The organism is Amycolatopsis ruanii (assembly GCF_003385175.1).
In the GTDB taxonomy this organism is placed as follows: Bacteria; Actinomycetota; Actinomycetes; order Mycobacteriales; family Pseudonocardiaceae; genus Amycolatopsis_E; species Amycolatopsis_E thermalba.
Genome location: NZ_PQHY01000102.1, coordinates 1 through 21,176, shown reverse-complemented (window position 1 = coordinate 21,176; position 21,176 = coordinate 1). Strand labels below are relative to the sequence as shown.

The window sequence follows — 21,176 nt, the reverse complement described above, 5'->3', positions numbered from 1 at the left end:
GCATTACGGTGTGACACGAGAGCCTCCGGCCTGGCGTGGGTCCTAGACAAGCCACACCCCAACCGGAGGCTCTCCCCATGTCAACACCAGCCAGCCGCTACCAACGTCCTGGCCAAGTACAGCTAGGACGGGCCCTCGAAGCCTGCGGATGAGGGTGGCCGGCGTGCTGCCTACGCCATGCCCTCCTCGATGGCCAGGCGCGTCAGTTCCGGGCGTCGGCGGCGGCCCGTCTTGTCTCGGATGCGGTCCAGGTACGACCGCACCGTCCGGACGCTGATCGACATGGCCTCGGCGATGTCGTCGTCCCGCTCGCCGGCCGCGACCAGTGACAACACCTGCCGCTCGCGGTCGGACAGCACGCTGCTCACCCCGGCCCGCGGGCGCGTCGAGTCGAGCAGGTAGGACGCCAGCGTCGGCGAGACGTACGAGTTCCCGGCGGCGATCTCGCGGATCGCGTGCAGGATGTCGTCGCCGTCGGCGTCCTTCGACAGGTACCCGCGGGCGCCGGCGGAGACCGCGCCCAGCACCTCCTCCTGGCCGGCGTGCGCGGACACCACCAGCACCTTGTGCCCCATCCGCACGACCTCCTGCACGGCCTGCGAATCGGTCACCCCACGCAGCTTGAGGTCCAGCACGACGACGCACCCGGCCGGTTCCTGGCTGCTCGCGAACGCGGCGACGGACTCGGCGACGGGCCCCAGCTCGATGTCACCAGCCCCGGACAGCACGTTCGCGACCGCGTAGCGGTACAGCGGGTGGTCCTCGATCACGCCGACCCGGATGGCCATCGGACCTCACTCCCTGTGGGCATTTTTCCCGGCAGCGAATGCCGGTTCCCCGTTTATTCTGTACCAGGAGCAAGGAGAAGCGAGTTGACCGCTGCCGACGCGGGGGTCTCCGCCGGTGGCGGGACCGCACCCGCCCCACCCCGGACCCGCCGGTTCACCATGGCGCCGTTCGTGCTGCCCATCGGCTTCGCCCAGATCGCGATCTGGGAATCCGCCCTGGTCGCCGCGCTGCTCGCGGTCCACGACGTGCTGCCCGCGAAGCTCGTGGTGACCGTGCTGGCGCTGCTGGTGATCGCCGCGACGTCCGTCCGGTTCGCGGGACGCCACCTCGCCGGCTGGGCGCTGACGTGGGTGTCGTACCGGTTGCTGCAGCACGACGAACGCCGCCAGGCCGCCGATCCGCTGTACGTCCTCGCCCACGACTTCCGGTTGCGCCAGCACGTCGACCGCGCCGGGAACCGCTTCGGGGTGGCCGGGGCCGGGGACGGCTGGACGACGGTGATCCGGCTGCGTGAGGGCGTCGAGCCGGACGTGCCGACGGTGCTGGACCTGCTGCGCGCGGCGTGCGACAACCCGGAGATCCCGCTGGCGGGCGCCCAGCTGCTGGTGCGGACCAGCTTCGGCGAGCGGACGTTCCTGATCGCGGTGCGGTACCGGGCGAGCGAGGCGCCGCTGGCGGCGCTGGCCCGCCGCGGCGGGGAGGCCGGCGAGCTGCGGGCGACGACCCGCGCGGCGCTGGCGCTGATGGGCGCGCTCGCCAAGGCCGGGTACGGCAGCACGCTGCTGGAGGCCGGTGAGCTGGCGGCCGAGCTGCGCGCCACCGTCGGCACGGACTCGCCGGCACCGGTGACCGACGGCTGGCGGTCGTGGTCGGCGGGCGGCACCGCCCAGGCCGGGTTCGCCCCGCTGACCCGGGACGACGTGCCCGTGCTGCTGACCTCGACGGCCCGCGGCGCGGCGCTGACGGTGACCTCGTACACCTTGCGGCGCAACCACTTCGGGCGGCTCGTGGAGGACGTCACGCTGCGCCTGGCCCGCTACGCCGGCACGCGGCGGCCGCCCCGCGCCCGTGATCTGGACGTGCCGGTGGTGCCGCTGTACGGCAGGCACGCCGCCGCCGTGCGGCGCACCCTCCCGCTCGCCCTGCCGCGCTGAGGAAGGCGTTCAGTGAGGTTGGGTATGCGGGTGGTGGGTGGGCCGTCGATGCTGGATGTGGGCGCGCGCGCTGCACGGTGATGATCCGCCGCTGCTTCGACAGACACGCCCTAAGCCATCAGCGGCGCCGGGTCGGCGAAGATGCCGGCCAGCACGCCCGTGCACGCGGCGACCGCCTGGACGTCCGGGCCGAACCGGGTGACCGTCACCAGGTCGGTCCCCGGCAGCGCGGTCGTCGCCGCGAAGGCGTGCAGCAGGGTCGCCAGGTGCTCCGGCGCGTCGGTGATGTTCTGGCCGCCGAGGACGACCTGGTCCGGGTTGACGATGTCGCGCAGCATCGCGACCGCCCGGCCCATCGTCGCGGCGCGGTCGGCCAGCGCGCCGCGGTCGGTCTGGTCGTTGACCGTCGCCTCCAGGCAGCCGGTCCGGCCGCACGCGCAGCGCACGTCCCCACCGACCGGCAGGTGCGCGACCGTCCCGGCCTGGCCGGGGCCACGGTGCAGGACACCGTCGACGACCAGCGCCATGCCCACGACCTGCCGGGCGTAGAAGTACAGCAGGCTCGGGTACTGCTTGCCCTCGCCGAACAGCAGCTCGGCGTGCGCCATCGCGGGCACGTGCCCGTCGACGTGCACCGGCAGTCCCGTCCCGCGCGCCAGCACGGCCTGGGCGGGGGCGCGGTGCCAGCCGAGCCGGTCGTGCGTGATCAGGCCGCGGGCGATGTCGACCTGGCCGCCGGTCGCGAGCCCGAGCCCGACGACCCGCCGCTCCCGCCAGCGGCGCAGGAACGCGCGCACCTTCGCGGCGAGGAACGCCAGCCCGTCCTCGGCGCTGCCCCGCGGGGTCGGGATCTTCTCGCTGCCGACGAGCCGCCCGCGCAGGTCCACGATGCCGAACGTGGTGGTGCGGACCCCGATGTGCACGCCGCACGCGGCCAGCACGCTGTCGTCGATGTCGACCGGCACGCGGGGCCGTCCCACGGCGCCCGCGCGGGCCAGGTCCGGCGCCTCCCGCACCAGCCGCGCCTCGGCGAGCGCGGTGACCTGGCGGCTGACCGTCGGCATGCTCAATGACGTCAGCTCGGCGATCGCGGCACGCGACAGCGGGCCCTCGCGCCGGATCGCGCCGAGCACCGCGGCGGCGTTCGACACTGCGCACCCCCAGGACGGCCATTTCGTTCCACCGTGCACGAAAGTAGCCGAGCCCGTCAAAGCGGCCCGCCATGCGGGACGGTGGCAGACTGCGGGACGTGAGCACGCGCCCCTACGTCCTTGCCTCCGCGGCGGTGTCCCTGGACGGCTACCTCGACGACACCAGCGACCAGCGGCTCCTGCTGTCCAACGAGGAGGACTTCGCGCGCGTGGACGACGTGCGCGCGAGCGTGGACGCGATCCTGGTCGGGGCCGGCACGATCCGCACCGACGACCCGCGGCTGCTGGTGCGGTCCGGGCGCGGGAACCCGGTCAAGGTCACGATGACCGAGAGCGGCGACCTCGACCCGTCGGCGAACTTCTTCACCACCGGCGACGTCGAGAAGCTGGTGTACACCTCGGCCGCGGCGGTGCCATCGGTGCGCGAGCGGCTCGGCGCGGTGGCGACGGTGGCCGACGGCGGGGACCCGCTCGACCTGCGGCACGTGCTGGCCGACCTCGCCGGGCGCGGCGTCGGGCGGCTGATGGTCGAGGGCGGCGGGGCGATCCACACGCTGTTCCTCACCGCGGGCGTGGTGGACGAGCTGCACCTGGCGATCGCGCCGGTGTTCGTGGGCGAGGCGGCGGCGCCGCGGTTCGTGGGCCCCGGCCGGTTCCCGCCCGGCCGGCTGCGGCTGACCGAGACGCGCCGCATCGGCGACGTCGTGTTCATGCGCTACCACCTGGGGCAGGCGGCGCGCGACCACGGCAGGCTGCGGGAGGCGATCGCGCTGGCGGAGAACTGCCCGCCGTCGGCGACGTTCCGGGTGGGCGCGATCGTGGTCTCGGCTGACGACGAGGTGCTCGCCACCGGGTACTCGGGCGAGACCGACCCGCACGACCACGCGGAGGAGGTGGCGATCGCCAAACTGGGCGGCGCGGACCTCACCGGAGCGACGATCTACTCGTCGCTGGAGCCGTGCAGCTCGCGGGCGTCGCGGCCGGTGTCGTGCACGCAGCACATCCTGAACGCCGGGATCCCGCGGGTGGTGTTCGCCTGGCGGGAGCCGAACCTGTTCGTGGACTGCGTGGGAGCGGAAACACTGCGCGCGGCGGGCCGCGAGGTGCGGGAGCTGCCCGAGCTGGCGGACCTGGTGCAGGCGACGAACGCGCACCTGCCGTTGTAGGACGGCGTCAGTCCGGCCGGAAGAACGCGAGCATCCGGTGGGCCGCGTCCGGTGCGGCCAGCATGTCCTGCATTCGCGCGGACTGCCGGGCGGCCGCGCTGGTGCGCTCGAACATCTCGTGCTCGTATTCCTTCACGGCGGCGGGAAAGTCGTCCGGGTGCGCGGCCAGCGCGAGGCCGAGCACAGCGCCGTCTAGCAGCGCCATGTTCGCGCCCTGCCCCACCGGCGGCATCAGGTGCGCGGCGTCGCCGATCAGCGTGACGCCCGGCGTCGACGGCCAGGTCAGGCCGAGCGGGAGCGTGCTGATCGCCCGGAGCCGGACCGTGTCGTCGCACGCGGCGATCAGGGCGGTGAACCGCGGGTCCCAGCCGGCGAACTCCTCGATCAGCCGGGCCCGGGCGGCGGCCGGGTCGTCCAGCGGGATCCCGCAGGTCACCGGCCAGTCCTCGGCGGTGTGGTGGAAGCTGAGGTAGACGCGCACGCGTCCGTGCCGGTGGTCGCCGCGGTCAACGCGTACGTGATCGGCGCGGTGCGGCGGGAGATCGCCGAGCGGCGGGCCGAGCGGGCCACCGGGATGGACAAGCAGCAGTGGCAGGCCGCCCACGGGCCGTACCTGGAGCGGACCCTGGCGACCGGCCGGTTCCCCGCGCTGGCCACGGTCGTCCGCGACGGCGCGCACCTGGACGCCGACGAGACCTTCCGAACCGGCCTCGACTTCCTCCTGGACGGCATCGAAGCACGCATCTCGCGGTGACGCGGGCTGGCGCGCACCGACAATGTCAACCGCGTCCGGGTTTCGAGTAGGCGCATCACGACCTCCCGGGTGCCCGCGTGCTTCAGCGCCTCGCGGGCCGCGTCGCGCACTGCGGTTCTCCGGGACTCCGTCCGGGCGTCGCCGGTCAGGTCGGACAGCGCCAGCCGCGCCCGCAGCCCCCTCCCGCGCCATCTCCGTCGCCGGTCCCTGGCCGCCACCACCCGGCGTGCCCAGCCCCGCCGCCTGCACGCGCACCCGGTCCACCTCGACGGCCGGATCGCCATCGCTCCAGCGCCTGCAGCACGCTGTCGTGCAGCACCCGCTCCGGCCGCGACCGCGCACAGGTTCAGCGGAGATCCATCCCCAGGTCGAGCGCGGGCGAGGAGTGCGTCAGCGCGCCGACCGACAGGTAGTCCACCCCGGTCTCGGCGTAGGGCCGCGCGTTCACCAGCCGCAGACCGCCGGAGGCCTCCAGCCGGGTTTTCGGCGACAGCTCGTCCCTGCGGCGCACGGCTTCCGCGCACCACTGTGGCGTGAAGTTGTCCAGCAGCACCTCGTCGGCGCCCGCGGCGAGCGCCTCGTCCAGCTGGTCCAGCGTGTCGACCTCGACCTCGCACGCCAGCTCGGGTGCGTGCTCCCGGGCCGCGGCCAGCGCGGCGGTGACCGAACCGGCGGCGACCACGTGGTTGTCCTTGATCAGCACCGCGTCCCCGAGACCCATCCGGTGGTTCACGCCACCGCCGCACCGCACCGCGTACTTCTCCAACAACCGCAAGCCGGGCAACGTCTTGCGGGAGTCGCGAATCGCGCAGCCGGTACCGTCCACAGCGGACACCCACGCCGCGGTCGCCGTGGCCACACCGGACAGGTGGCACAGCAGGTTCAGCGCCGTCCGCTCGGCGGTGAGCAGCCCGCGCACCGGCCCGCGCACGACCAGCGCGGGCTTGCCCGCCACGAGCGGGCTGCCGTCCTCGAGCCGGTCGAGCACCTCGTAACCGCTGCCGAGCACGGCGTCCAGCGGCGCGAGCGCGACCGGCACCCCGGCGAGCGTGCCGTCCACGCGCGGGGTGATCTCCGCGGTCGCGGTCGCGCCCTCCGGCACCGTCGCGGCGGTGGTCGCGTCCGGCCCGTACCGCAGGTCCTCCGCCAGCGCGGTCTCCACGACGCGGCGGGCGTCCTCCAGGTCCAGGGTCATGCCACTTCCTCCGTGCAGACGGGGTCGGCCAGCACCGGCTGGCCCGACGGGTTCAGCCTGATCAGCAGGCTGCGCTGCCACGTCACGTCGTCCCGCTCGGGGTAGTCACCGCGGACGTGGCAGCCGCGTGACTCGGTGCGCCGCGCCGCCGCGGCCAGCAACGCCTGCGCCACCAGGGTGAGCGAGGCGTTCTCGACGTCGGCGTGCGTCCGCAGTGGACCGTCCGAAGCGGACAGGTCCAGGACGGAGCCGGCCACGGCCAGCCCCTCGGCGTCCCGCCCGATCGCCGCGTACCGGCTCATCGCGCGCTGCACCGCGTCCCGCTCGGCGATCCGCACCCGCCCCCACGCGGGTGCCGCGGCCTGCTTCGGGTCACCCAGCAGGCCCGCGGCCAGATCCGCGGCCACCGCCTCGGCCGCGGCGGCGCCGGTGACCAGCCCCTCCAGCAGGCTGTTGGACGCCAGCCGGTTCGCGCCGTGCAGCCCGGTGCGCGCGACCTCACCAGCCGCGTACAGCCCGGCGACCCCGGTGCGGCCGTCGCTCCCGGCCACGATCCCGCCACACGCGAAGTGCGCCGCCGGGCTCACCGGGATCGGGTCCCGCGCCGGGTCGACGCCGATCGCGCGGCACGCCGCGAAGACCGTCGGGAACCGCTTCGCGAACCCGGGCACGCCGGTCGCGTCGAGGAACACGTGGTCGTCGATCCCGCCCGGCGCCGAGAGGAGCCGCCGCGTGATCGCGCCGGACACCACGTCGCGTGGTGCCAGGTCGCCCAGCGGGTGCACGCCCTGCATGACCGACGCGCCCGCGCCGTCGACCAGCACCGCTCCCTCGCCGCGCACGGCCTCGGTGACCAGCGGGCACCGCCCGCGCGCGCCCGGCGTGTACAGCACGGTCGGGTGGAACTGCACGAACTCCAGGTCGGCGGCCATCGCCCCGGCCCGCAGGCCGAGCGCGACCCCGTCGCCGGTGGCGATCTCCGGGTTCGACGTGGCCTGGTAGAGCTGGCCCATCCCGCCGGTGGCGAGCAGCACCCCGGGCGCGCGCAGCACACCCAGCCTGCCCTCCGGGTCGAGCACCGTCACCCCGGCCACGTCCCCGCGCGGCGTGCGCAACGCGTCGACCGCGATGTGCCGCTCCAGCACGGGCAGGCGGCGGCCGGTGGCCTCGGCGACGAGCGTGCGCTCGACCTCGGCCCCGGTCGCGTCGCCGCCCGCGTGGATGACGCGGAACGCGCTGTGCCCGCCCTCGCGAGCCCGCGCGAGCAGCCCCGCGGCGCCCGGATCGAACCGCGCGCCGGCCGACCGCAGCCAGGACACCGCGCGCGGGCCGCCGGCGAGGATCGCCGCGACCGCGTCGGCGTCGCACAGCCCGGCACCGGCGATCAGCGTGTCCTCGACGTGCCGGGCGACGGAGTCACCCTCGTCGTGCTGGTCCGGCAGCACCACGGCGACGCCGCCCTGGGCCCAGCGGGTGTTGCCGTCCTCGACCGCCGCCTTGGTCACCACCAGCACCCGCAGGCCGAGCTCCTGCGCGCGGATCGCCGCGGTCAGGCCGGCCACGCCGGTGCCGAGCACAACCAGATCGGCACGCGCCTCCCAGCAGGGAGTTTTCGTCTGACCGTCGATAACCGGGCCGGTCATTCGCCGCCGCCCGGCTGGCCGATCTCGATCATCCGCTGCACCGAGGCGCGGGCCCGGGCGGCGGTCTCCGGGTCGACGTGCACCTCGTCGGCGCCCTCGCGCAGCGCGCGCAGCAGGGCGGCCGGGGTGATCATCTTCATGTACGCGCACGACGCGCGGTCGTTCACCGCGCGGAAGTCGATGCCGGGCGCGGCCTTGCGCAGCTGGTGCAGCATGCCGATCTCGGTGGCCACCAGCACCGACTTCGCCTTCGTGGCACGGGCTTCGTGCACCATGTCCCCAGTGGACAGGATCTTCACCTTGTCCGCGGGCACCGCGCCCTCGCCGGCCAGGTACAGCGCCGAGGTGGCGCAGCCGCACTCGGGGTGGATGAACAGGTCCGCGTCCGGGTTCGCCGCGGCGCGCTCGGCCAGCTCGGGACCGTTGATCCCGGCGTGCACGTGGCACTCGCCCGCCCAGATGTGCATGTTGTCGCGCCCGGTCTTGCGCTTGACGTGCGCGCCGAGGAACTGGTCCGGGCAGAACAGGACCTCGCGGTCGGCCGGGATCGAGGCCACCACGTCGACCGCGTTGGACGACGTGCAACAGATGTCCGTCTCCGCCTTGACCTCCGCGGTGGTGTTCACATAGGACACCACGACCGCGCCGGGGTGCTGCGCCTTCCACTCGCGCAGCTGGGCGCCGGTGATGGAGTCGGCGAGCGAGCAGCCGGCGCGCGCGTCCGGGATCAGCACCGTCTTCTCGGGCGACAGGATCTTCGCGGTCTCGGCCATGAAGTGCACGCCGCAGAACACGATGGTCGACGCGTCGCTCGCAGCGGCGATCCGGGACAGCGCGAGGGAATCCCCGGTGTGGTCGGCGATGTCCTGGATCGCCGGAGCCTGGTAGTTGTGCGCCAGCAGCACGGCATCCCGCTCGCGCGCCAGCTTGCGCACCTCTTCCGCCCACGCCTCGTCCGGCTCCACGCCACCGTACGGGGTCAGGTCCACAGTCGCTGCAGTCATCGGCCCTCCTGGACCAGTCGCTGGTTTTCGCCTTACAATCGAAAACCGTGCGAAGTCATATTAACAGCAGCGCCCCCCTGGCACACGAGGTTTTGGCGGCGGTATTGCAGGTGCGTTACGCCACACTGCAGGTGCTGCTGTGGCGCCGCGCGCTGGATCCGCACGTCGGGCGCTGGTCGCTGCCCGGCGGGCGGCTGCGGCCGGACGAGGACGTCGAGACCTCGATCCGCCGCCAGCTCGCGGAGAAGGTGGACGTCCGGCAGCTGAGCCACGTCGAGCAGCTGGCCGTGTTCAGCGCCCCGGACCGGGTGCCCGGCCCGCGTGTGGTCGCCACGGCGTTCCTCGGCCTGGTCCCCTCCGACGTCGACCCCGAGGTCCCGGAGGACACCCGCTGGCACCCGGTGGACGACCTGCCGCGCACCGCGTTCGACCACCGCGACATCGTGCTGCGCGCCCGCGACCGGCTGCGCTCCAAGCTGTCCTACACCAACGTCGGTTTCGCGCTCGCCCCCCGCGAGTTCACCATCTCCGCCCTGCGCGAGCTGTATTCGGCGGCGCTGGGCTACAAGGTCGACGCCACAAACCTGCAGCGGGTGCTGTCCCGCCGCGGCCTGCTCTCCCCCACCGGGCACACCGCGCCGCCGGGCCGCAGCGGGGGGCGGCCGGCCGCGTTGTTCTCCTTCCCGGGGAAGGGCATCCAGGTGACGGACCCCTTCGCGGTGTTCCGTCCGCCGCCCAAACGACGTTGAGCGAGAACCACCGGATCGACGTACCGTGTAGCCGTGGATGCGGAGCGGCAGGAACGAGCGACAGAGACCATCCCCCTGTTCCCGCTGCAAACCGTCCTGCTGCCCGGCGCCACGCTGCCGCTGCACCTGTTCGAGCCGCGCTACCGGCAGCTCGCGGTCGACCTGCTCACCGGCACGGTCCCGGACCGCCGGTTCGGGATCATCGCGATCCGGACCTCCGCGGTGCGCGAGGTGGAGGACCTCGACCACGTCCACCCCATCGGCTGTGCGGCCCTGCTCGGGGACAGCGAGCGGCTGCCCGACGGGCGGTTCGACATCATCACGCGCGGCGAGCGCCGCTTCCGCGTCCTGGACATCGACACCAGCCGCGCGCCCTACCTGGTCGGCACCATCGAATGGGTCGACGACACCCCGGTGCCGCCCGCGGCCGAGCGAGCGGTGGCCGGCCTGCGCGACGCGGCGCTGTCGGCGCACGCCGCCTACTGCGACGCGGCCTGGCACCGCGACGCGTGGGCGGCCCCGGAGCCGGAGGTCGGGCCGGGCCCGCTGTCCTACCTGCTCGCCGCCGACTGCCTGCTGCCGCTGGCCGACCGGCAGCAGCTGCTCGAGGAGACCCAGCCGCTGCGCCGGCTGCGGATGGTCAGCCGCATGCTGCGCCGCGAGGCCGGCTTCCTGACGAAGCTGCGGGCCGTGCCCGCTCCCCCGCCCGAGCTGATCCAGCTCGGGCTGCCCGCCAGCCTGAACTGAGATGCTGGCCACAACGTTTTCGCAGGTAACCGGGAACATGGATCTTCCTGGTACCGTTGGACCTTCGGCGCTGGCAACAGCCCCTGCCACCAGCCCGTTCGGATCCCGGTGATTGATCCGAGCCCGGCGTGGCAACCCCAGATACCGCGGCAAGAACCAGATGGGCCCTTTTGCGTGCTCATCGCCCTTGCTGGTGCCTGGAGCGCCAGCTGAAAACGAAACGCATGGAAGGAGGCGGCACGCCATGAGCCGCGACGTGATCGACTGGCGTACGAGTGCCGCCTGCCGGGACGAGGACCCTGAGCTGTTCTTCCCCGTGTCCGAAATGGGCCCGGGCGCCCGGCAGGTCGCACGGGCCAAGGCGGTGTGCGCAAGCTGTCCGGTGCGCGCCGAATGCTTGGCCTACGCACTGGACACCGGTCTCGACAACGGCATCTTCGGCGGCACGACCGAGGGCGAGCGGCGGAGCCTGATCCGCTCGCGCCGTCGCGCCGAGGCGGCCTGAGACACGCCGGCGGCCGGGTTTCCCGTACTGGGGAACCCGGCCGTTCGCGTTCCTAGCCCAGCCTGCGGCCCAGGTCGTCGCGGCCGTTCCAGCCCGCGAGCAGGCCGTAGACCAGCGCGGCGCCCAGCGGCTGGGCCACCAGGACCCACATCGACTCGACGCGCGGCGCCCGCTCGATCACGTCACCGACGTCCGGCGTGGTGGTGACCGCGTAGGCGCTGTTGGCGAACGCCACACCCATCTGGACGCCGAGCCAGGCGGCGAGCAGGCCACCGAGCACCGCGGCGATCATGACCACCGGCCCGCGCCGCTCCCGCAGCATCCAGACGGCAACCCCGGTGACCACGCCGGCGCCGAGGCCGAGCAGCGCGTAGACCGCGAGGTCGTCGAAGCGGTGCCAGCTCTCCAGCTGCAGCGGGACCAGCTGGCCGCCGTCGAACACGCGCACCCGCTCGGGCGGCGCGAGCAGCGACCAGACCCAGCCCAGCGGGATACCGAGCACGCCGATCAGCGACAACAGGCTGACCGCGGGCAGCAGATCGGCCTTCACGACCACCCGCGGCCGCGGCGGCCGCCGGGTGAACAGCACAGCGGACAGCTCCGGGCCGGGGGCTCCCGGCCTGGCCTGCACCGGCGACGAGTCGGCCACCGCACCCCTTTCGTTCCCGGATGATCGCACCGGAACGAGATTAGCCGGTCTCCCCACTCGTGTACGCACCGTGTCGGTCGCGTCGCCCGATCACGGCGCGATGCGACGCCGGACACGTCTCAGGTGGACAGGCCCTTCTCGAACCGCTCGGCGTCGAAGTCGCCGCCGAACCACGGCGACAACCCGGCCCGGGCGACCTCCAGGAAGGCGTCGCGGCCCAGCCCACCCGCCCCCTCGGGGAGGGCGCCGAGCAGCGGCGATCCGGCCGCTACCGGCAGGTCCGAGACGTTGCACAGCGCGGCCAGGTCCGGCTGCGCGGGCCACGACCCGACGACGACGCCGAGCACGTTGAGCCCCCGCGCGGTCGCGACCTCGGCGGTCAGGGCCGTCGCGTTGAGGGTGCCGAGCCCGGCCGCGGCGACCACCAGCAGCGGAGCGGACAGCGCCCAGGCGACGTCGGCCAGGGTGGCGCCCTCGGCGTCGAAGCGGACCAGCAGTCCCCCGGCGCCCTCGACCAGCACCAGGTCGTGGCTCTCGGCCAGCTCGCTCGCCGCCCGCGCGGCCTCCGCCGGCCGGACGGGCGGGATCCCGCTGCGCCGCGCCGCCACCTCGGGGGCGAGCGGGTCGGGATACCGGCGCAGCTCACGGGTCGTGACGTCCCCGGCGAGGCGGGTCACCTCGTCGACGTCGCCCGGCTCCTCCGGCCCGACTCCGGTCTGCGCGGGTTTCAGCACGGCCACCCGGCGGCCCTCGGCACGCGCGAGCGCGGCGAGGGCCGCGGTCACCGCGGTCTTGCCGACGCCGGTTCCGGTCCCGGTCACCACCAGCACGCTCACGGGATCCGACATTAATACCGGCGCCGGCGGACCGGCTTTCCGGTGGGTGGCTACCGGGTGACCATCGGGTTGCCCTCCGCGGTCCCGCGCTCCGGCACCACCTCGTCGGTGGCGGACACGAACGCCCCCGCCTCCGCGTTGTAGAGGTGCACCTTCGCGGCGCCGACCTCGAAGTACATGCCGACCAGGTCGACCTCGCCGCGGGCCTCGGCGGCCGCGATCACCGGGTACTCCCGCAGCCGGTCCAGCTGCTGCAGGACGTTGTGCAGCGCCAGCTGGTCGGCCTCGGACGCGGGCAGGGAGTCCCCGACGCGGATCGGCGCGTGCGTCTCGGACCGCGCCAGGCTCGGCTCGGCGTGCTTGAGCCAGGACTTCAACGCCGGCGCGCCCTCCGGCGCACCGTTCAGCAGTGCCTTCATCGCACCGCACGACGAGTGCCCGCACACCACGATCTCGCGCACCTTGAGCACCCCGACCGCGTACTCGACGGCGGCGCCGATGGACGCGTCCGACCCGTCAGCGCACGTGGCGTGGTCGGGCACCAGGTTGCCGATGTTGCGCACGGTGAACAGGTCACCCGGCCCGCTGCTGGTGATCAGGTTCGGCACGATCCGCGCGTCGCCGCAGGTGATGAACAGCGTCTCCGGGTTCTGCCTGTCGGCCAGCTTGCCCAGGATCGGGCGGACCAGCTGCGACGTGCGCCGCTCGAACTCGCGCATGCCGCGCCGCATCGAGCTCCCCCGCGCCTGCCGCTGCTGCGGGACCTCGACCGGATCCGCCTGCTGGGCGCGCTGCCACTCCGACCAGGGGGCGAACCAGCGCGGCGCGATCCGCTGGGCCTTGGCCTTGTGCACGGTCGGCTCACCGGCCTTGCCCCGTTCGAACCAGGGGTGCCCGATCTCGTCGACGATCACCTGACCGCCGGCCTCCTCGTGGGAGTGCTGCCACTCCGACAGGGTCTCGAACGCGGCGTGGTCGAGGTAGTCCACGACGAGTTCGAGGGTCACCGTCGCGCCGCGCGGGATGGTGCCCAGCACCGAGGTCAGGCGCGGGATCGAGAGCGAGGACAACGCCCCCTCGACGACGACGCGCCACTTGTCGCCGTCGCGTTCGACGTGGATGCCGGACCACAGCAGGCGGCGCAGCATGATCAGCGCGGACGCGGCGATCCCGATCAGCACACCGGTGAGCAGGTCGATGCTCACGACGCCGAGCAGCGTGATCAGGTAGACCGGCAGGTCGCCGTGCCGCCGGAGCTCTCGGATCTGCGCCGGATTGACGAGTTTGGCGCCGACGTGGACCAGCAGCGCGGCGAGCGCGGCCAGCGGGATGTTGCGCAGCACACCGGCGAGCACGGCGACGAACAGGAGGATCCACAGGCCGTGCAGGATCGCGGACACGCGCGTCCGGGCGCCGCTCTGCACGTTGGTCGAGCTGCGCACGATCACGCCGGCGACCGGCAGGCCGCCGAACGTGCCGGACACCATGTTGGCCGCGCCCTGGCCGACCAGCTCGCGGTTGAGGTTCGCCCGCGGGCCGGTGTGCATCTTGTCCACCGCCACCGCGGAGAGCAGGGTCGCCACGCTCGTGACCAGCCCGATGGTCACGACGGCGACGCCGAAGTCGAACCACCCGGCGTCGGGGAACTCCGGCACGAAACCGAGGTCGAGCACGTTGTCCGGAACGTCCACACGGGACACGTTCAGGCCGGCGACGAGTGCCAGCACGGTGGCGATCAGGATCGCGGCCAGCGGGCCCGGGACCTTGCGAACCGCCGCGGGCAGTTTGCCCCACGCGAGCATGATGCCGAGGGTGACCAGCCCGATCAGGGTGGCGGCTCCGTGCGGGTCGAGGACCAGCGCGGGCAGCCCGAGCAGGTTGTCGACCGGCGAGCTCTGCGCGGTGCCGCCGAAGACGATCGGGAGCTGCGAGAGCACGATCGTGACGCCGATGCCGGCGAGCATGCCGTGGACGATGGCGGGGGACAGGGCCAGCGCGGCACGCGCGATCCGGCTCAGCCCGAGCAGGATCTGCAGTGCGCCGGCCAGCACGGTGATGGCGCAGGTGGCGGCCCAGCCGAACTCGTTGATGGTCTCCGCCACGATCACGGTGAGCCCGGCCGCGGGACCGCTGACCTGCAGCGGCGCCCCGCCGAGCGCGCCGGCCACGACACCGCCGACGATCGCGGCGATCAGGCCGGCGACGATCGGCGCGCCGGAGGCCAGTGCGATGCCCAGCGACAGCGGGATCGCGACGAGGAAGACGACCAGCGAGGCCGGCACGTCGTGGCGGAGGTTGTCCAGCGCGGACCGCCACGAGCGGGGCGGAGCGTGCTCACGCTCCTGGGCAGAGTTGTCAATCATTCACGCCTCCGGTGCGCAGGTTCCCGAACTTGGGGATGAACCGAGGAAAGGCCAGCCTCAGTGACGGCCTGTAGCACCACAGATACCGAAAAACGTCCGAGATGTCCGGTATGCAAAGAAGTTCTCACGTTTTGTTCACAAAGGGTCATGACTGATGCGTAACGGCGTATTGGCGCGCGGCCATCAGTGCGCGTGACCCGCGTCACCGGCGCGATCGATCCGGGTCGCAAAAAGTGACGAAGAGTGATCAACAGCGGCGCTAGTGGCTCCGCTCACACTGGATTAGGTGAATTATTCACGGCGGCAGCTATCAGGCTCTGGAGCGCTCTCGCGACCTGCCTCGCCGCCCTGGCGGCGTCGGCAGCATGACCGAGGTGGACCACGCGCGCGCCTGTAGCAGGCGGCGCGGGGTGACCGGCGGTGAGCGCCTTGCCCACGCCAAGCACATCCGGGGTCACCTGGGCGTGGCCGGCGCCCGGGCGGCCTACCCCGTGAACTGCCGGCGCGAGACCTGGGCGTGCGCCATCCGCCGCAGCGCCGCGAACAACGCGTCGCCCAGGACGGTGCCCACCACCGCGCCCTCCACGACCGCCTCGGTCGTGCCGAGCCGGGCCACCGCCGTGACGTCGGCTTCGGCGACCGAGTCCGCTGCCTCCGCGTAACGGTCCAGCGCGTCCAGCACCCACTCGTGCCCGACCTGACGCAGCGCGCACAGCACGCCGAGCAGGGACTCGACCACCGGCGACTCGGGGTGCACGTCCCAGCCCCGCCGCCGCGCCGTCTCCCCGATCCGGCCCATCGCCCACGCGCGGTCCTCGGCCGTCACCTCCAGCTTCGCCATCGGCAGGCCGTGCTGGGCCAGGCCGAGGATGCCGTGCGTCGACGTGCCGGAGTCGTCGATCGCCGCCAGCACCTCCCCCACCGCGGCGATCGACAGGCCCCCGATCTCCAGCAGGGCACGCACCAGCTTCAGCCGCCGCACGTGTGCCGCGCCGTAACGGGCCTGGTTGGGGCTGGTCAGCTCACCGGGCGGGAGCAGTCCCTCGCGCTGGTAGTACTTGATCGTCGCGACCGGGACACCCGACTCCCGGCTCAGCTCCGCCATCCGCATCCGGTGTTCCTCCTCTGGACATACCCCGCATGGGTAGAGTAACTTCCCATTTAAGATAGTACAGCTATCCGTTGTGGAGGCGATGACGATGACGACGCTGTCCCTGCGCTCAGCCACCACCCGCCGGGCCGTGCTGCACTACGTCGAGATGTGGATCGCCATGGGCCTGGGCATGGCCGTCCTCGGGCCGCTCGTCCGGCTGGGTTTCGACGCGGCCGGCTGGTCCGCGGTGCTGGACCGCACCGACTGGCGCGCCATGATCATGGCGACCGAGATGGCCCTGCCGATGGCCGCGTGGATGCGGGTCCGCCGGCACGGCTGGGGCTCGGTGGCCGAGATGACCGCGTGGATGTACGTGCCGTTCGCGGTGCTGCTCGTGCCGTACTGGGCCGGCGTGATCTCCGGCGGGGCGCTGATGGGCATCGGCCACGGCCTGATGGGCCTGGCCATGGCGGTGGTGGTCTACCGCCACCGCCACGACCACTGATCCGTCAGCCGAGCACGACCGGGAGCCTGTCCAAGCCGTGCACGAGCGTGCTCTCCCGCCACCGCAGCTCGCCCGGCTCGCCGTCGAGCCCGATCGCGGGGAAGCGGTCGAGCAGGCGGCCCAGCGCCACCTCCGCCTCGAGCCGGGCCAGCGGCGCGCCGACGCAGTAGTGGATGCCGTGGCCGAACGCCAGGTGACCACCGGCCGGGCGGGTCACGTCCAGGCGGTCCGGGTCGGGGAACCGCGCGCCGTCGCGGTTGGCGCCCACCAGTGAGATCAGCACGAACTCGTCGGCCGGGATCTCGACCTCCCCCGGCGGCACCGGCTCGGCCGTGAACCGCAGGGTCGCGATGTTGATCGGCCCCTCGAACCGCAGGAACTCCTCGATCGCGCCCGGCAGCAGCGACGGGTCCGCGCGCAGGGCCGCGAGCTGGTCCGGGTGCCGCAGCAGCGCCAGCACGCTGTTGCCGATCAGGTTGACCGTGGTCTCGTGCCCGGCGACGAGCAGCAGGAACGCCATCGCCACCAGCTCCTCGGGCGAGAGCTGGTCACCCTCGTCCGACACGTGCACCAGATCGGACAGCAGGTCCTGGGTCGGGGCCGTGCGCTTGGCGTCGACCAGCGCGGTGAGGTAGGCGGCCATCGAGCGGGCCGCGTCGTGGAAGTTCTCCTGCGGGCCGGAGTTGAGCAGCGTGTTCGACCACTCGCGGAACTCGCCGCGCTCCGCCTCCGGGATGCCGAGCAGCTCGCAGATCACCGTGATCGGCAGCGGGTAGGCGAACGCGTCGAGCAGGTCGGCCCGGTCCCGCGTCGCCATTTCGTCCAGCAGCTCGTCGGTGATCTGCTCGATGCGCGGCCGCAGCCGGGCGACGGTGCGCGCGGTGAAGGCCTTGTTGACCAGCTTGCGCAGCCGCGTGTGGTCCGGCGGGTCGGTGTTGAGCATGTGGTGGCGCAGCAGGGTGTCCGGCTCGCCCGTGCCCGCCGTCCCGCCGGTCGCGGTCAAGCGGGCCTGGAACAGCTCCTGCGCCCGGTTGGCGTCCTTGCTCAGGCGGGGGTCCGCCAGCAGCGCCTTGGCCTCCGCGTATCCCGAGACCATCCACACCCGCAGCCCGCGGGGCATGATCGCGGGCCGCACCGGCCCCTCCTCGCGCAACGCGCGGTAGAGGGCGTGCGGGTCCTGGATGATGTCGTCGTCGAGCCTGATCGGTTCGTCCACCACGCGCATTCGTGGTCCTCCCAGTGACGTTCGTGCTCCGGCAAGGCGTCAACGGACCGCGGGCGCGAATGGTGCCCGCTTCACCGGGCGGCGAGCGCCCCGGCGAGCCGGTCCACCACTCCCTTCCAGTGCTCCCGCTGCGCGGCGCGCTCCTCGGGGCCGGCCAGCCACTCCTGGTGGAAGCGGACCACGGTCCCGTTGCCCGACGGGGAAACCCTCACCTGCACCGTCGAGTCGTGGTCCCAGCCCTTCGGCCGCCACGTCAGGCGGATGCGGTCGAGCTCGCGGTAACCGCGGCTCTCGCCGACCGTGCCGTCGGCGGTCTCGTAGCGCTCCCCCTTCCCCCGGGCACGGCGGCGCCGAGCCAGATCTCCGCGCCCGCGTCGCTGGTGAGGAACTCCCACACGGCGGTGGCCGGGTACGGCAACGTGCGCGAGACGCCGATCTGCCAGCCCGCGTCGGCGGTCCGGCCCACTTCCTTGGTCATGAGCTCATGATGGCAGGAGGCACCGACAGTTCCGGGACGTTCATGCGGCACGATGGGAGATCGTGCGGTACCGGCCCATCACCTTCGACCGCCTCGCCCGGGAACTGGCCGAGCGGGTGCTCGCGCTGGACGCGCCGTGGGTGCGCGTCGCCGTGGACGGCCCGGCCGGCACCACGACGCTCGCCGACGCGCTCTTCGACCCGCTGCGGGTGGGCGGACGCGCGGTGCAGCGGGTGTCCACCGTGGATTTCCTGCGCCCGGCGTCGCTGCGCTTCGAGTACGGGAAGGAGAACCCGGACTCCCGGTACTGGTCGTGGCTCGACGAGGGCGCGTTGCGGCGCGAGGTGCTGGACCCGTTGGGGCGCAACGGAAGCGGCTTGGTGCTGCCCGCGCTGTGGGACGCGGCCCGCGACCGGGCGACGCGCCGGGAGCGGGTGCCGCTGCCGCCGCCGGGGGTGCTGATCGTCGACGGGGAGATGCTGCTGGGGCGTGGCCTGCCGCTGGAGCTGACCGTGCACCTGCAGCTGTCCCCGGCAGCGCTGCGACGCCGCCTGCCCGAGGACGAGCAGTGGGCGCTGCCGGCGTTCGAGCGGTACGAGGAGGAGGTGCGCCCCGCGGAGACCGCGGACGTGGTGGTACGCGCCGACGACCCCCGGCACCCAGCGGTGCTGGAGCGGGCGGCGTGACACTCGCCGGGCGACGACCGGCCCAGTTCGGTCGGACACGTAGCTCGCCGGCTGGTGACCGGCCACAACCCGCGCAACCGCCCCACGCTCGCCAGGTAGCCACCGGCCCACACTCTGCCGCCCGTGCGCCGCTCGCCCAGTGGCGACCACCCCACGCGGCGCAAGGCCCGCCCGGTAGTCACCTCCCACTCGGCCGCCCACGCCGCGCGGCACAGCGCGGCCGAACCGCGCCCCGAGCGGTCAGGTCGTGGTGACCGGCTCGCCGCTCAGGAACGTGCGCAGGCGGGCACCCAGCAGGTCCCACCGCCACTGCTCGGTCACCCAGGTCCGGCCGGCGGCGCCCATCTTGCGCGCGCGGGAGGGGTCGGTGAGCAGCGGGGTGAGGGTCTCGACCAGCTGGTGGACGTCGCGGCCGTTGACGACGTGGCCGGTCACCTCGTCCAGCACCGTCTCCGGCGCGCCGCCCGAGTTGCCCGCCACGACCGGCAGGCCCGTCGCCGAGGCCTCCAGGTACACGATGCCGAGGCCCTCCACGTCCAGGCCCTTGCCGCGAGTGCGCGCGGGCATCGCGAAGACGTCGCCGGCGGCGTAGTGCGCGGGCAGCTCCGGCCACGGCACCGAGCCGGTGAAGACGACGTCGGCGGCGACACCCCGCGCGTCGGCCAGCCGTTCCAGGGACTTCCGGTACGGACCGCCGCCGACCAGCAGGAGTGCGACGTCCGGGACCCGGCGGCGCAGTTCCGGCAGGGCGTGGATGAGCATGTCCTGGCCCTTGCGCGGCACGAGCCGGGACACGCAGACGACGGTCGGCCGGTCGCCGAGGCCGTGCCGGGCGCGGATCTCGGCGCGGGCGGCGTCGTCCGGCTTGAACACATCCGGGTCGACGCCCGGCGGCAGCAGCTCGAGCCCGGCCGACGGACCGAACGCCGACGCGAACCGGCCGCGGGTGTACTTGCTGACGTAGGTGATCACGTCGGTCGTGTCGCCGATGCGGCGCAGCGCCTGGCGGGCCAGCGGCAGCATCGACCAGCCGACCTCGTGCCCGTGGGTGCTCGCGACGACGCAGTCCGCGCCCGCGGCCCGCAGCGGCTGGGCGAGCAGGGCCAGCGGGGCGGCGGCGCCGAACCAGACGGCCTGGCAGTCGTGCGCGCGCAGGATGTCCTTGGCGCGGCGGAGCACGTCCGGGGTGGGCAGCATGAGCGACGTGGGGTGCCGGACGACCTCGAACGGCGCGGCGGCGTCGAACTCGGGGTGCGAGCCGGAGGGCTTGTCCCAGGAGGGTGCGTAGACGACGAGCTGGTCCGGCGGCAGCAGGCGCGCGAAGGAGTTCAGGTAGTTCTGGATCCCCCCGGGCCGCGGCGGGAAGTCGTTGGTCACCAGCAGGGTCCGAAGCACGGGCTGGAGACTACTAGGGCGGACGGGCGGGTTCGCGGCCCTGTCGGGGCCGCCCGGAACGACGAAGGGGCGGCACCGGCCATGGCCGGTGCCGCCCCTCGTCGTGCTGCGACCTCAGCTCACCGCGACGCGGCGGGCCGAGACGTAGTTGTTCTGCAGCGGCGAGATCTTGACGACGTCCCCGGTCTCGGGGGCGTGCACCATCTTGCCGTCGCCCAGGTAGATGCCCACGTGGTGAATCGGCGAGCCGAAGAACACCAGGTCGCCGGGCTGCAGCTGGGCCCGCGAGACCGCGACCCCGGCCGAGGCCTGTGACTGGCTCGTGCGCGGCAGGGTGATGCCGGCCTTGCCGTAGGCGTACAGGGTCAGGCCGGAGCAGTCGAACGAGCTGGGACCGGTGTCGCCCCAGCCGTACGGGCTGCCGAGCTTGCTCAGCGCGACGTCGATCGCCGTCTGGGCGGCCGCCGTCGGGGCAGGCACGTTCGGCGCGTTGCCGCCGGTGTCCTTCTGCGCGGCCCGCTCGGACGTGGTGAGCCGCTGACGCACCTGGTCCAGCTGGTCGAGCTGGGCCTGCAGGGCGGCCTGCCGCGCGTGCAGGTCGTTCAGCAACGTCGCGGCCGCGTCCTTGGCGGCCTGCGAGCGGGTCTGGGCGTCGGCTGCCGCGGCCTGGGCGTTGGCAGCCGCCTGGACCGCCGCGTTGTAGTCGGCCAGCGCCTTGTTCTTCTCGTCGGCGAGCACCTCCAGAGCGGAGGAGCGCTCCAGGAAGTCCTGCGCCGAGGTGCCGTTCAGCAACGCGGACAGCTTGTTGAACTGCACGCCGCCGACGAACGAGGCGTCGGCGAACTGGTCGACCACGCCCTGGTACTGCTCCTTCGCGGCCAGCGCCTGCTGCCCGGCCGCGTTGGCGGCCGCCAGGTCGGCGTTGGCCCGGTCCAGATCGGCCTGCTTGGCGTCGAGGTCGGCCTGCGCCTGCATGGCCTCTTGGTTCAGCTGCTCGGCCTGGGCGGCGAGCTGGCGGTACTGCGCCAGTGCGTCCGCCGAGTTGGTGGGCTGCTGGGGGGTGGGGCGGGGGACCGCGCCGGCCGGGGC

19 protein-coding genes and 3 pseudogenes are annotated in these 21,176 nt (G+C 73.4%); 8 read left to right on the top strand and 14 right to left on the bottom strand.

Features of this window, described 5'->3' with window-relative positions:
* Positions 1-170 precede the first annotated feature (170 nt).
* Complete coding sequence (locus D0D28_RS32460; RefSeq protein ID WP_116114907.1) at positions 171-788, bottom strand: LuxR C-terminal-related transcriptional regulator; 618 nt, start codon at positions 786-788, stop codon at positions 171-173.
* A gap of 84 nt (positions 789-872) precedes the next feature.
* On the opposite strand from D0D28_RS32460, the gene D0D28_RS32455 reads away from it, so the two are divergent.
* Positions 873-1,943: a type VII secretion protein EccE gene (locus D0D28_RS32455; RefSeq protein ID WP_116114905.1), complete on the top strand. Its 1,071-nt coding sequence runs from the start codon at positions 873-875 to the stop codon at positions 1,941-1,943.
* Between the two features lie 110 nt (positions 1,944-2,053).
* On the opposite strand, the gene D0D28_RS32450 is transcribed toward D0D28_RS32455, so the two are convergent.
* Positions 2,054-3,094, bottom strand: coding sequence for an ROK family transcriptional regulator (locus tag D0D28_RS32450; protein ID WP_094004359.1), 1,041 nt, complete (start codon positions 3,092-3,094; stop codon positions 2,054-2,056).
* A 98-nt stretch (positions 3,095-3,192) separates the two neighbouring features.
* Here D0D28_RS32450 and D0D28_RS32445 point away from each other — a divergent pair, with 98 nt between their 5' ends.
* On the top strand, positions 3,193-4,260 hold the full coding sequence (locus D0D28_RS32445) for a dihydrofolate reductase family protein (RefSeq protein WP_116114913.1): 1,068 nt from the start codon (positions 3,193-3,195) through the stop codon (positions 4,258-4,260).
* 7 nt (positions 4,261-4,267) lie between these two features.
* Here D0D28_RS32445 and D0D28_RS32440 read toward each other — a convergent pair.
* A pseudogene (locus tag D0D28_RS32440) lies at positions 4,268-4,747 on the bottom strand (FAD-dependent oxidoreductase); the annotation flags it as partial.
* On the opposite strand from D0D28_RS32440, the pseudogene D0D28_RS32435 reads away from it, so the two are divergent.
* Positions 4,748-5,014, top strand: a pseudogene (locus tag D0D28_RS32435) (TetR/AcrR family transcriptional regulator C-terminal domain-containing protein); the annotation flags it as partial. It abuts the pseudogene before it with no gap.
* Positions 5,015-5,360: 346 nt separating this feature from the next.
* Here D0D28_RS32435 and nadC read toward each other — a convergent pair.
* The 3 genes from nadC to nadA are packed head-to-tail and all read right to left on the bottom strand — an operon-like array spanning position 5,361 to position 8,856.
* A complete protein-coding gene (nadC, locus tag D0D28_RS32430) occupies positions 5,361-6,209 on the bottom strand; it encodes a carboxylating nicotinate-nucleotide diphosphorylase (protein WP_116114903.1) in 849 nt (282 codons plus the stop codon).
* A complete protein-coding gene (locus D0D28_RS32425) occupies positions 6,206-7,852 on the bottom strand; it encodes an L-aspartate oxidase (RefSeq protein WP_162831261.1) in 1,647 nt (548 codons plus the stop codon). Before D0D28_RS32425 ends, nadC begins: the two co-directional genes overlap by 4 nt.
* A complete protein-coding gene (nadA, locus tag D0D28_RS32420) occupies positions 7,849-8,856 on the bottom strand; it encodes a quinolinate synthase NadA (protein ID WP_094004357.1) in 1,008 nt (335 codons plus the stop codon). Before nadA ends, D0D28_RS32425 begins: the two co-directional genes overlap by 4 nt.
* 110 nt (positions 8,857-8,966) lie before the next feature.
* Here nadA and D0D28_RS32415 point away from each other — a divergent pair, with 110 nt between their 5' ends.
* The 3 genes from D0D28_RS32415 (at position 8,967) to D0D28_RS32405 (ending at position 10,857) form a co-directional block, all read left to right on the top strand.
* Positions 8,967-9,605: an NUDIX hydrolase gene (locus tag D0D28_RS32415; RefSeq protein WP_198958161.1), complete on the top strand. Its 639-nt coding sequence runs from the start codon at positions 8,967-8,969 to the stop codon at positions 9,603-9,605.
* A 33-nt stretch (positions 9,606-9,638) separates the two neighbouring features.
* Complete coding sequence (locus tag D0D28_RS32410) at positions 9,639-10,352, top strand: LON peptidase substrate-binding domain-containing protein (protein WP_094004355.1); 714 nt, start codon at positions 9,639-9,641, stop codon at positions 10,350-10,352.
* Between the two features lie 244 nt (positions 10,353-10,596).
* The gene (locus D0D28_RS32405; protein ID WP_094004354.1) at positions 10,597-10,857 is read left to right on the top strand and encodes a WhiB family transcriptional regulator; all 261 of its coding nucleotides are present in this window, start codon (positions 10,597-10,599) and stop codon (positions 10,855-10,857) included.
* Positions 10,858-10,909: 52 nt separating this feature from the next.
* Here D0D28_RS32405 and D0D28_RS32400 read toward each other — a convergent pair whose 3' ends face one another.
* From D0D28_RS32400 to D0D28_RS32385, 4 genes are all read right to left on the bottom strand, one after another.
* Positions 10,910-11,506 carry a DUF2567 domain-containing protein gene (locus D0D28_RS32400; RefSeq protein ID WP_094004353.1) on the bottom strand — a complete coding sequence of 199 codons (597 nt, stop codon included), beginning with the start codon at positions 11,504-11,506 and terminating at the stop codon, positions 10,910-10,912.
* A gap of 119 nt (positions 11,507-11,625) precedes the next feature.
* Entirely contained in the window at positions 11,626-12,354 is a 729-nt protein-coding gene (bioD, locus tag D0D28_RS32395) for a dethiobiotin synthase (protein WP_116114901.1), read from the bottom strand.
* Between the two features lie 38 nt (positions 12,355-12,392).
* Positions 12,393-14,705 (bottom strand): SulP family inorganic anion transporter, encoded by a 2,313-nt coding sequence (locus D0D28_RS32390; protein WP_116114899.1) that lies wholly within the window; start codon positions 14,703-14,705, stop codon positions 12,393-12,395.
* Positions 14,706-15,189: 484 nt separating this feature from the next.
* Positions 15,190-15,816 (bottom strand): MerR family transcriptional regulator, encoded by a 627-nt coding sequence (locus D0D28_RS32385; protein ID WP_094004350.1) that lies wholly within the window; start codon positions 15,814-15,816, stop codon positions 15,190-15,192.
* Between the two features lie 88 nt (positions 15,817-15,904).
* Here D0D28_RS32385 and D0D28_RS32380 point away from each other — a divergent pair, with 88 nt between their 5' ends.
* Positions 15,905-16,303: a hypothetical protein gene (locus D0D28_RS32380; RefSeq protein WP_116114909.1), complete on the top strand. Its 399-nt coding sequence runs from the start codon at positions 15,905-15,907 to the stop codon at positions 16,301-16,303.
* Positions 16,304-16,307: 4 nt separating this feature from the next.
* Here the strand turns inward: D0D28_RS32380 and D0D28_RS32375 are convergent, their stop codons facing one another.
* On the bottom strand, positions 16,308-17,528 hold the full coding sequence (locus D0D28_RS32375) for a cytochrome P450 family protein (RefSeq protein ID WP_116114897.1): 1,221 nt from the start codon (positions 17,526-17,528) through the stop codon (positions 16,308-16,310).
* 71 nt (positions 17,529-17,599) lie between these two features.
* Positions 17,600-18,006 (bottom strand): annotated as a pseudogene (locus tag D0D28_RS32370) (SRPBCC family protein).
* Between the two features lie 62 nt (positions 18,007-18,068).
* On the opposite strand from D0D28_RS32370, the gene D0D28_RS32365 reads away from it, so the two are divergent.
* Positions 18,069-18,692, top strand: coding sequence for a uridine kinase (locus D0D28_RS32365; RefSeq protein WP_116114896.1), 624 nt, complete (start codon positions 18,069-18,071; stop codon positions 18,690-18,692).
* 240 nt (positions 18,693-18,932) lie between these two features.
* Here D0D28_RS32365 and D0D28_RS32360 read toward each other — a convergent pair whose 3' ends face one another.
* Both D0D28_RS32360 and D0D28_RS32355 read right to left on the bottom strand, forming a co-directional pair.
* A complete protein-coding gene (locus D0D28_RS32360) occupies positions 18,933-20,087 on the bottom strand; it encodes a glycosyltransferase family 4 protein (protein ID WP_094004347.1) in 1,155 nt (384 codons plus the stop codon).
* A 114-nt stretch (positions 20,088-20,201) separates the two neighbouring features.
* Positions 20,202-21,176: C40 family peptidase (locus tag D0D28_RS32355; protein ID WP_162831260.1), on the bottom strand; the 975-nt coding region annotated here is incomplete at its 5' end.

What these genes read in the sequence shown, in the direction of transcription:
- D0D28_RS32460 (WP_116114907.1), bottom strand. Translation starts at nt 788, where the DNA reads ATGGCCATCCGGGTCGGCGTGATCGAGGACCACCCGCTGTACCGCTAC.
- nadC (WP_116114903.1), bottom strand. Translation starts at nt 6,209, where the DNA reads ATGACCCTGGACCTGGAGGACGCCCGCCGCGTCGTGGAGACCGCGCTG.
- D0D28_RS32425 (WP_162831261.1), bottom strand. Translation starts at nt 7,852, where the DNA reads ATGACCGGCCCGGTTATCGACGGTCAGACGAAAACTCCCTGCTGGGAG.
- nadA (WP_094004357.1), bottom strand. Translation starts at nt 8,856, where the DNA reads ATGACTGCAGCGACTGTGGACCTGACCCCGTACGGTGGCGTGGAGCCG.
- D0D28_RS32405 (WP_094004354.1), top strand. Translation starts at nt 10,597, where the DNA reads ATGAGCCGCGACGTGATCGACTGGCGTACGAGTGCCGCCTGCCGGGAC.
- bioD (WP_116114901.1), bottom strand. Translation starts at nt 12,354, where the DNA reads ATGTCGGATCCCGTGAGCGTGCTGGTGGTGACCGGGACCGGAACCGGC.
- D0D28_RS32390 (WP_116114899.1), bottom strand. Translation starts at nt 14,705, where the DNA reads ATGATTGACAACTCTGCCCAGGAGCGTGAGCACGCTCCGCCCCGCTCG.
- D0D28_RS32385 (WP_094004350.1), bottom strand. Translation starts at nt 15,816, where the DNA reads ATGCGGATGGCGGAGCTGAGCCGGGAGTCGGGTGTCCCGGTCGCGACG.
- D0D28_RS32380 (WP_116114909.1), top strand. Translation starts at nt 15,905, where the DNA reads ATGACGACGCTGTCCCTGCGCTCAGCCACCACCCGCCGGGCCGTGCTG.
- D0D28_RS32375 (WP_116114897.1), bottom strand. Translation starts at nt 17,528, where the DNA reads ATGCGCGTGGTGGACGAACCGATCAGGCTCGACGACGACATCATCCAG.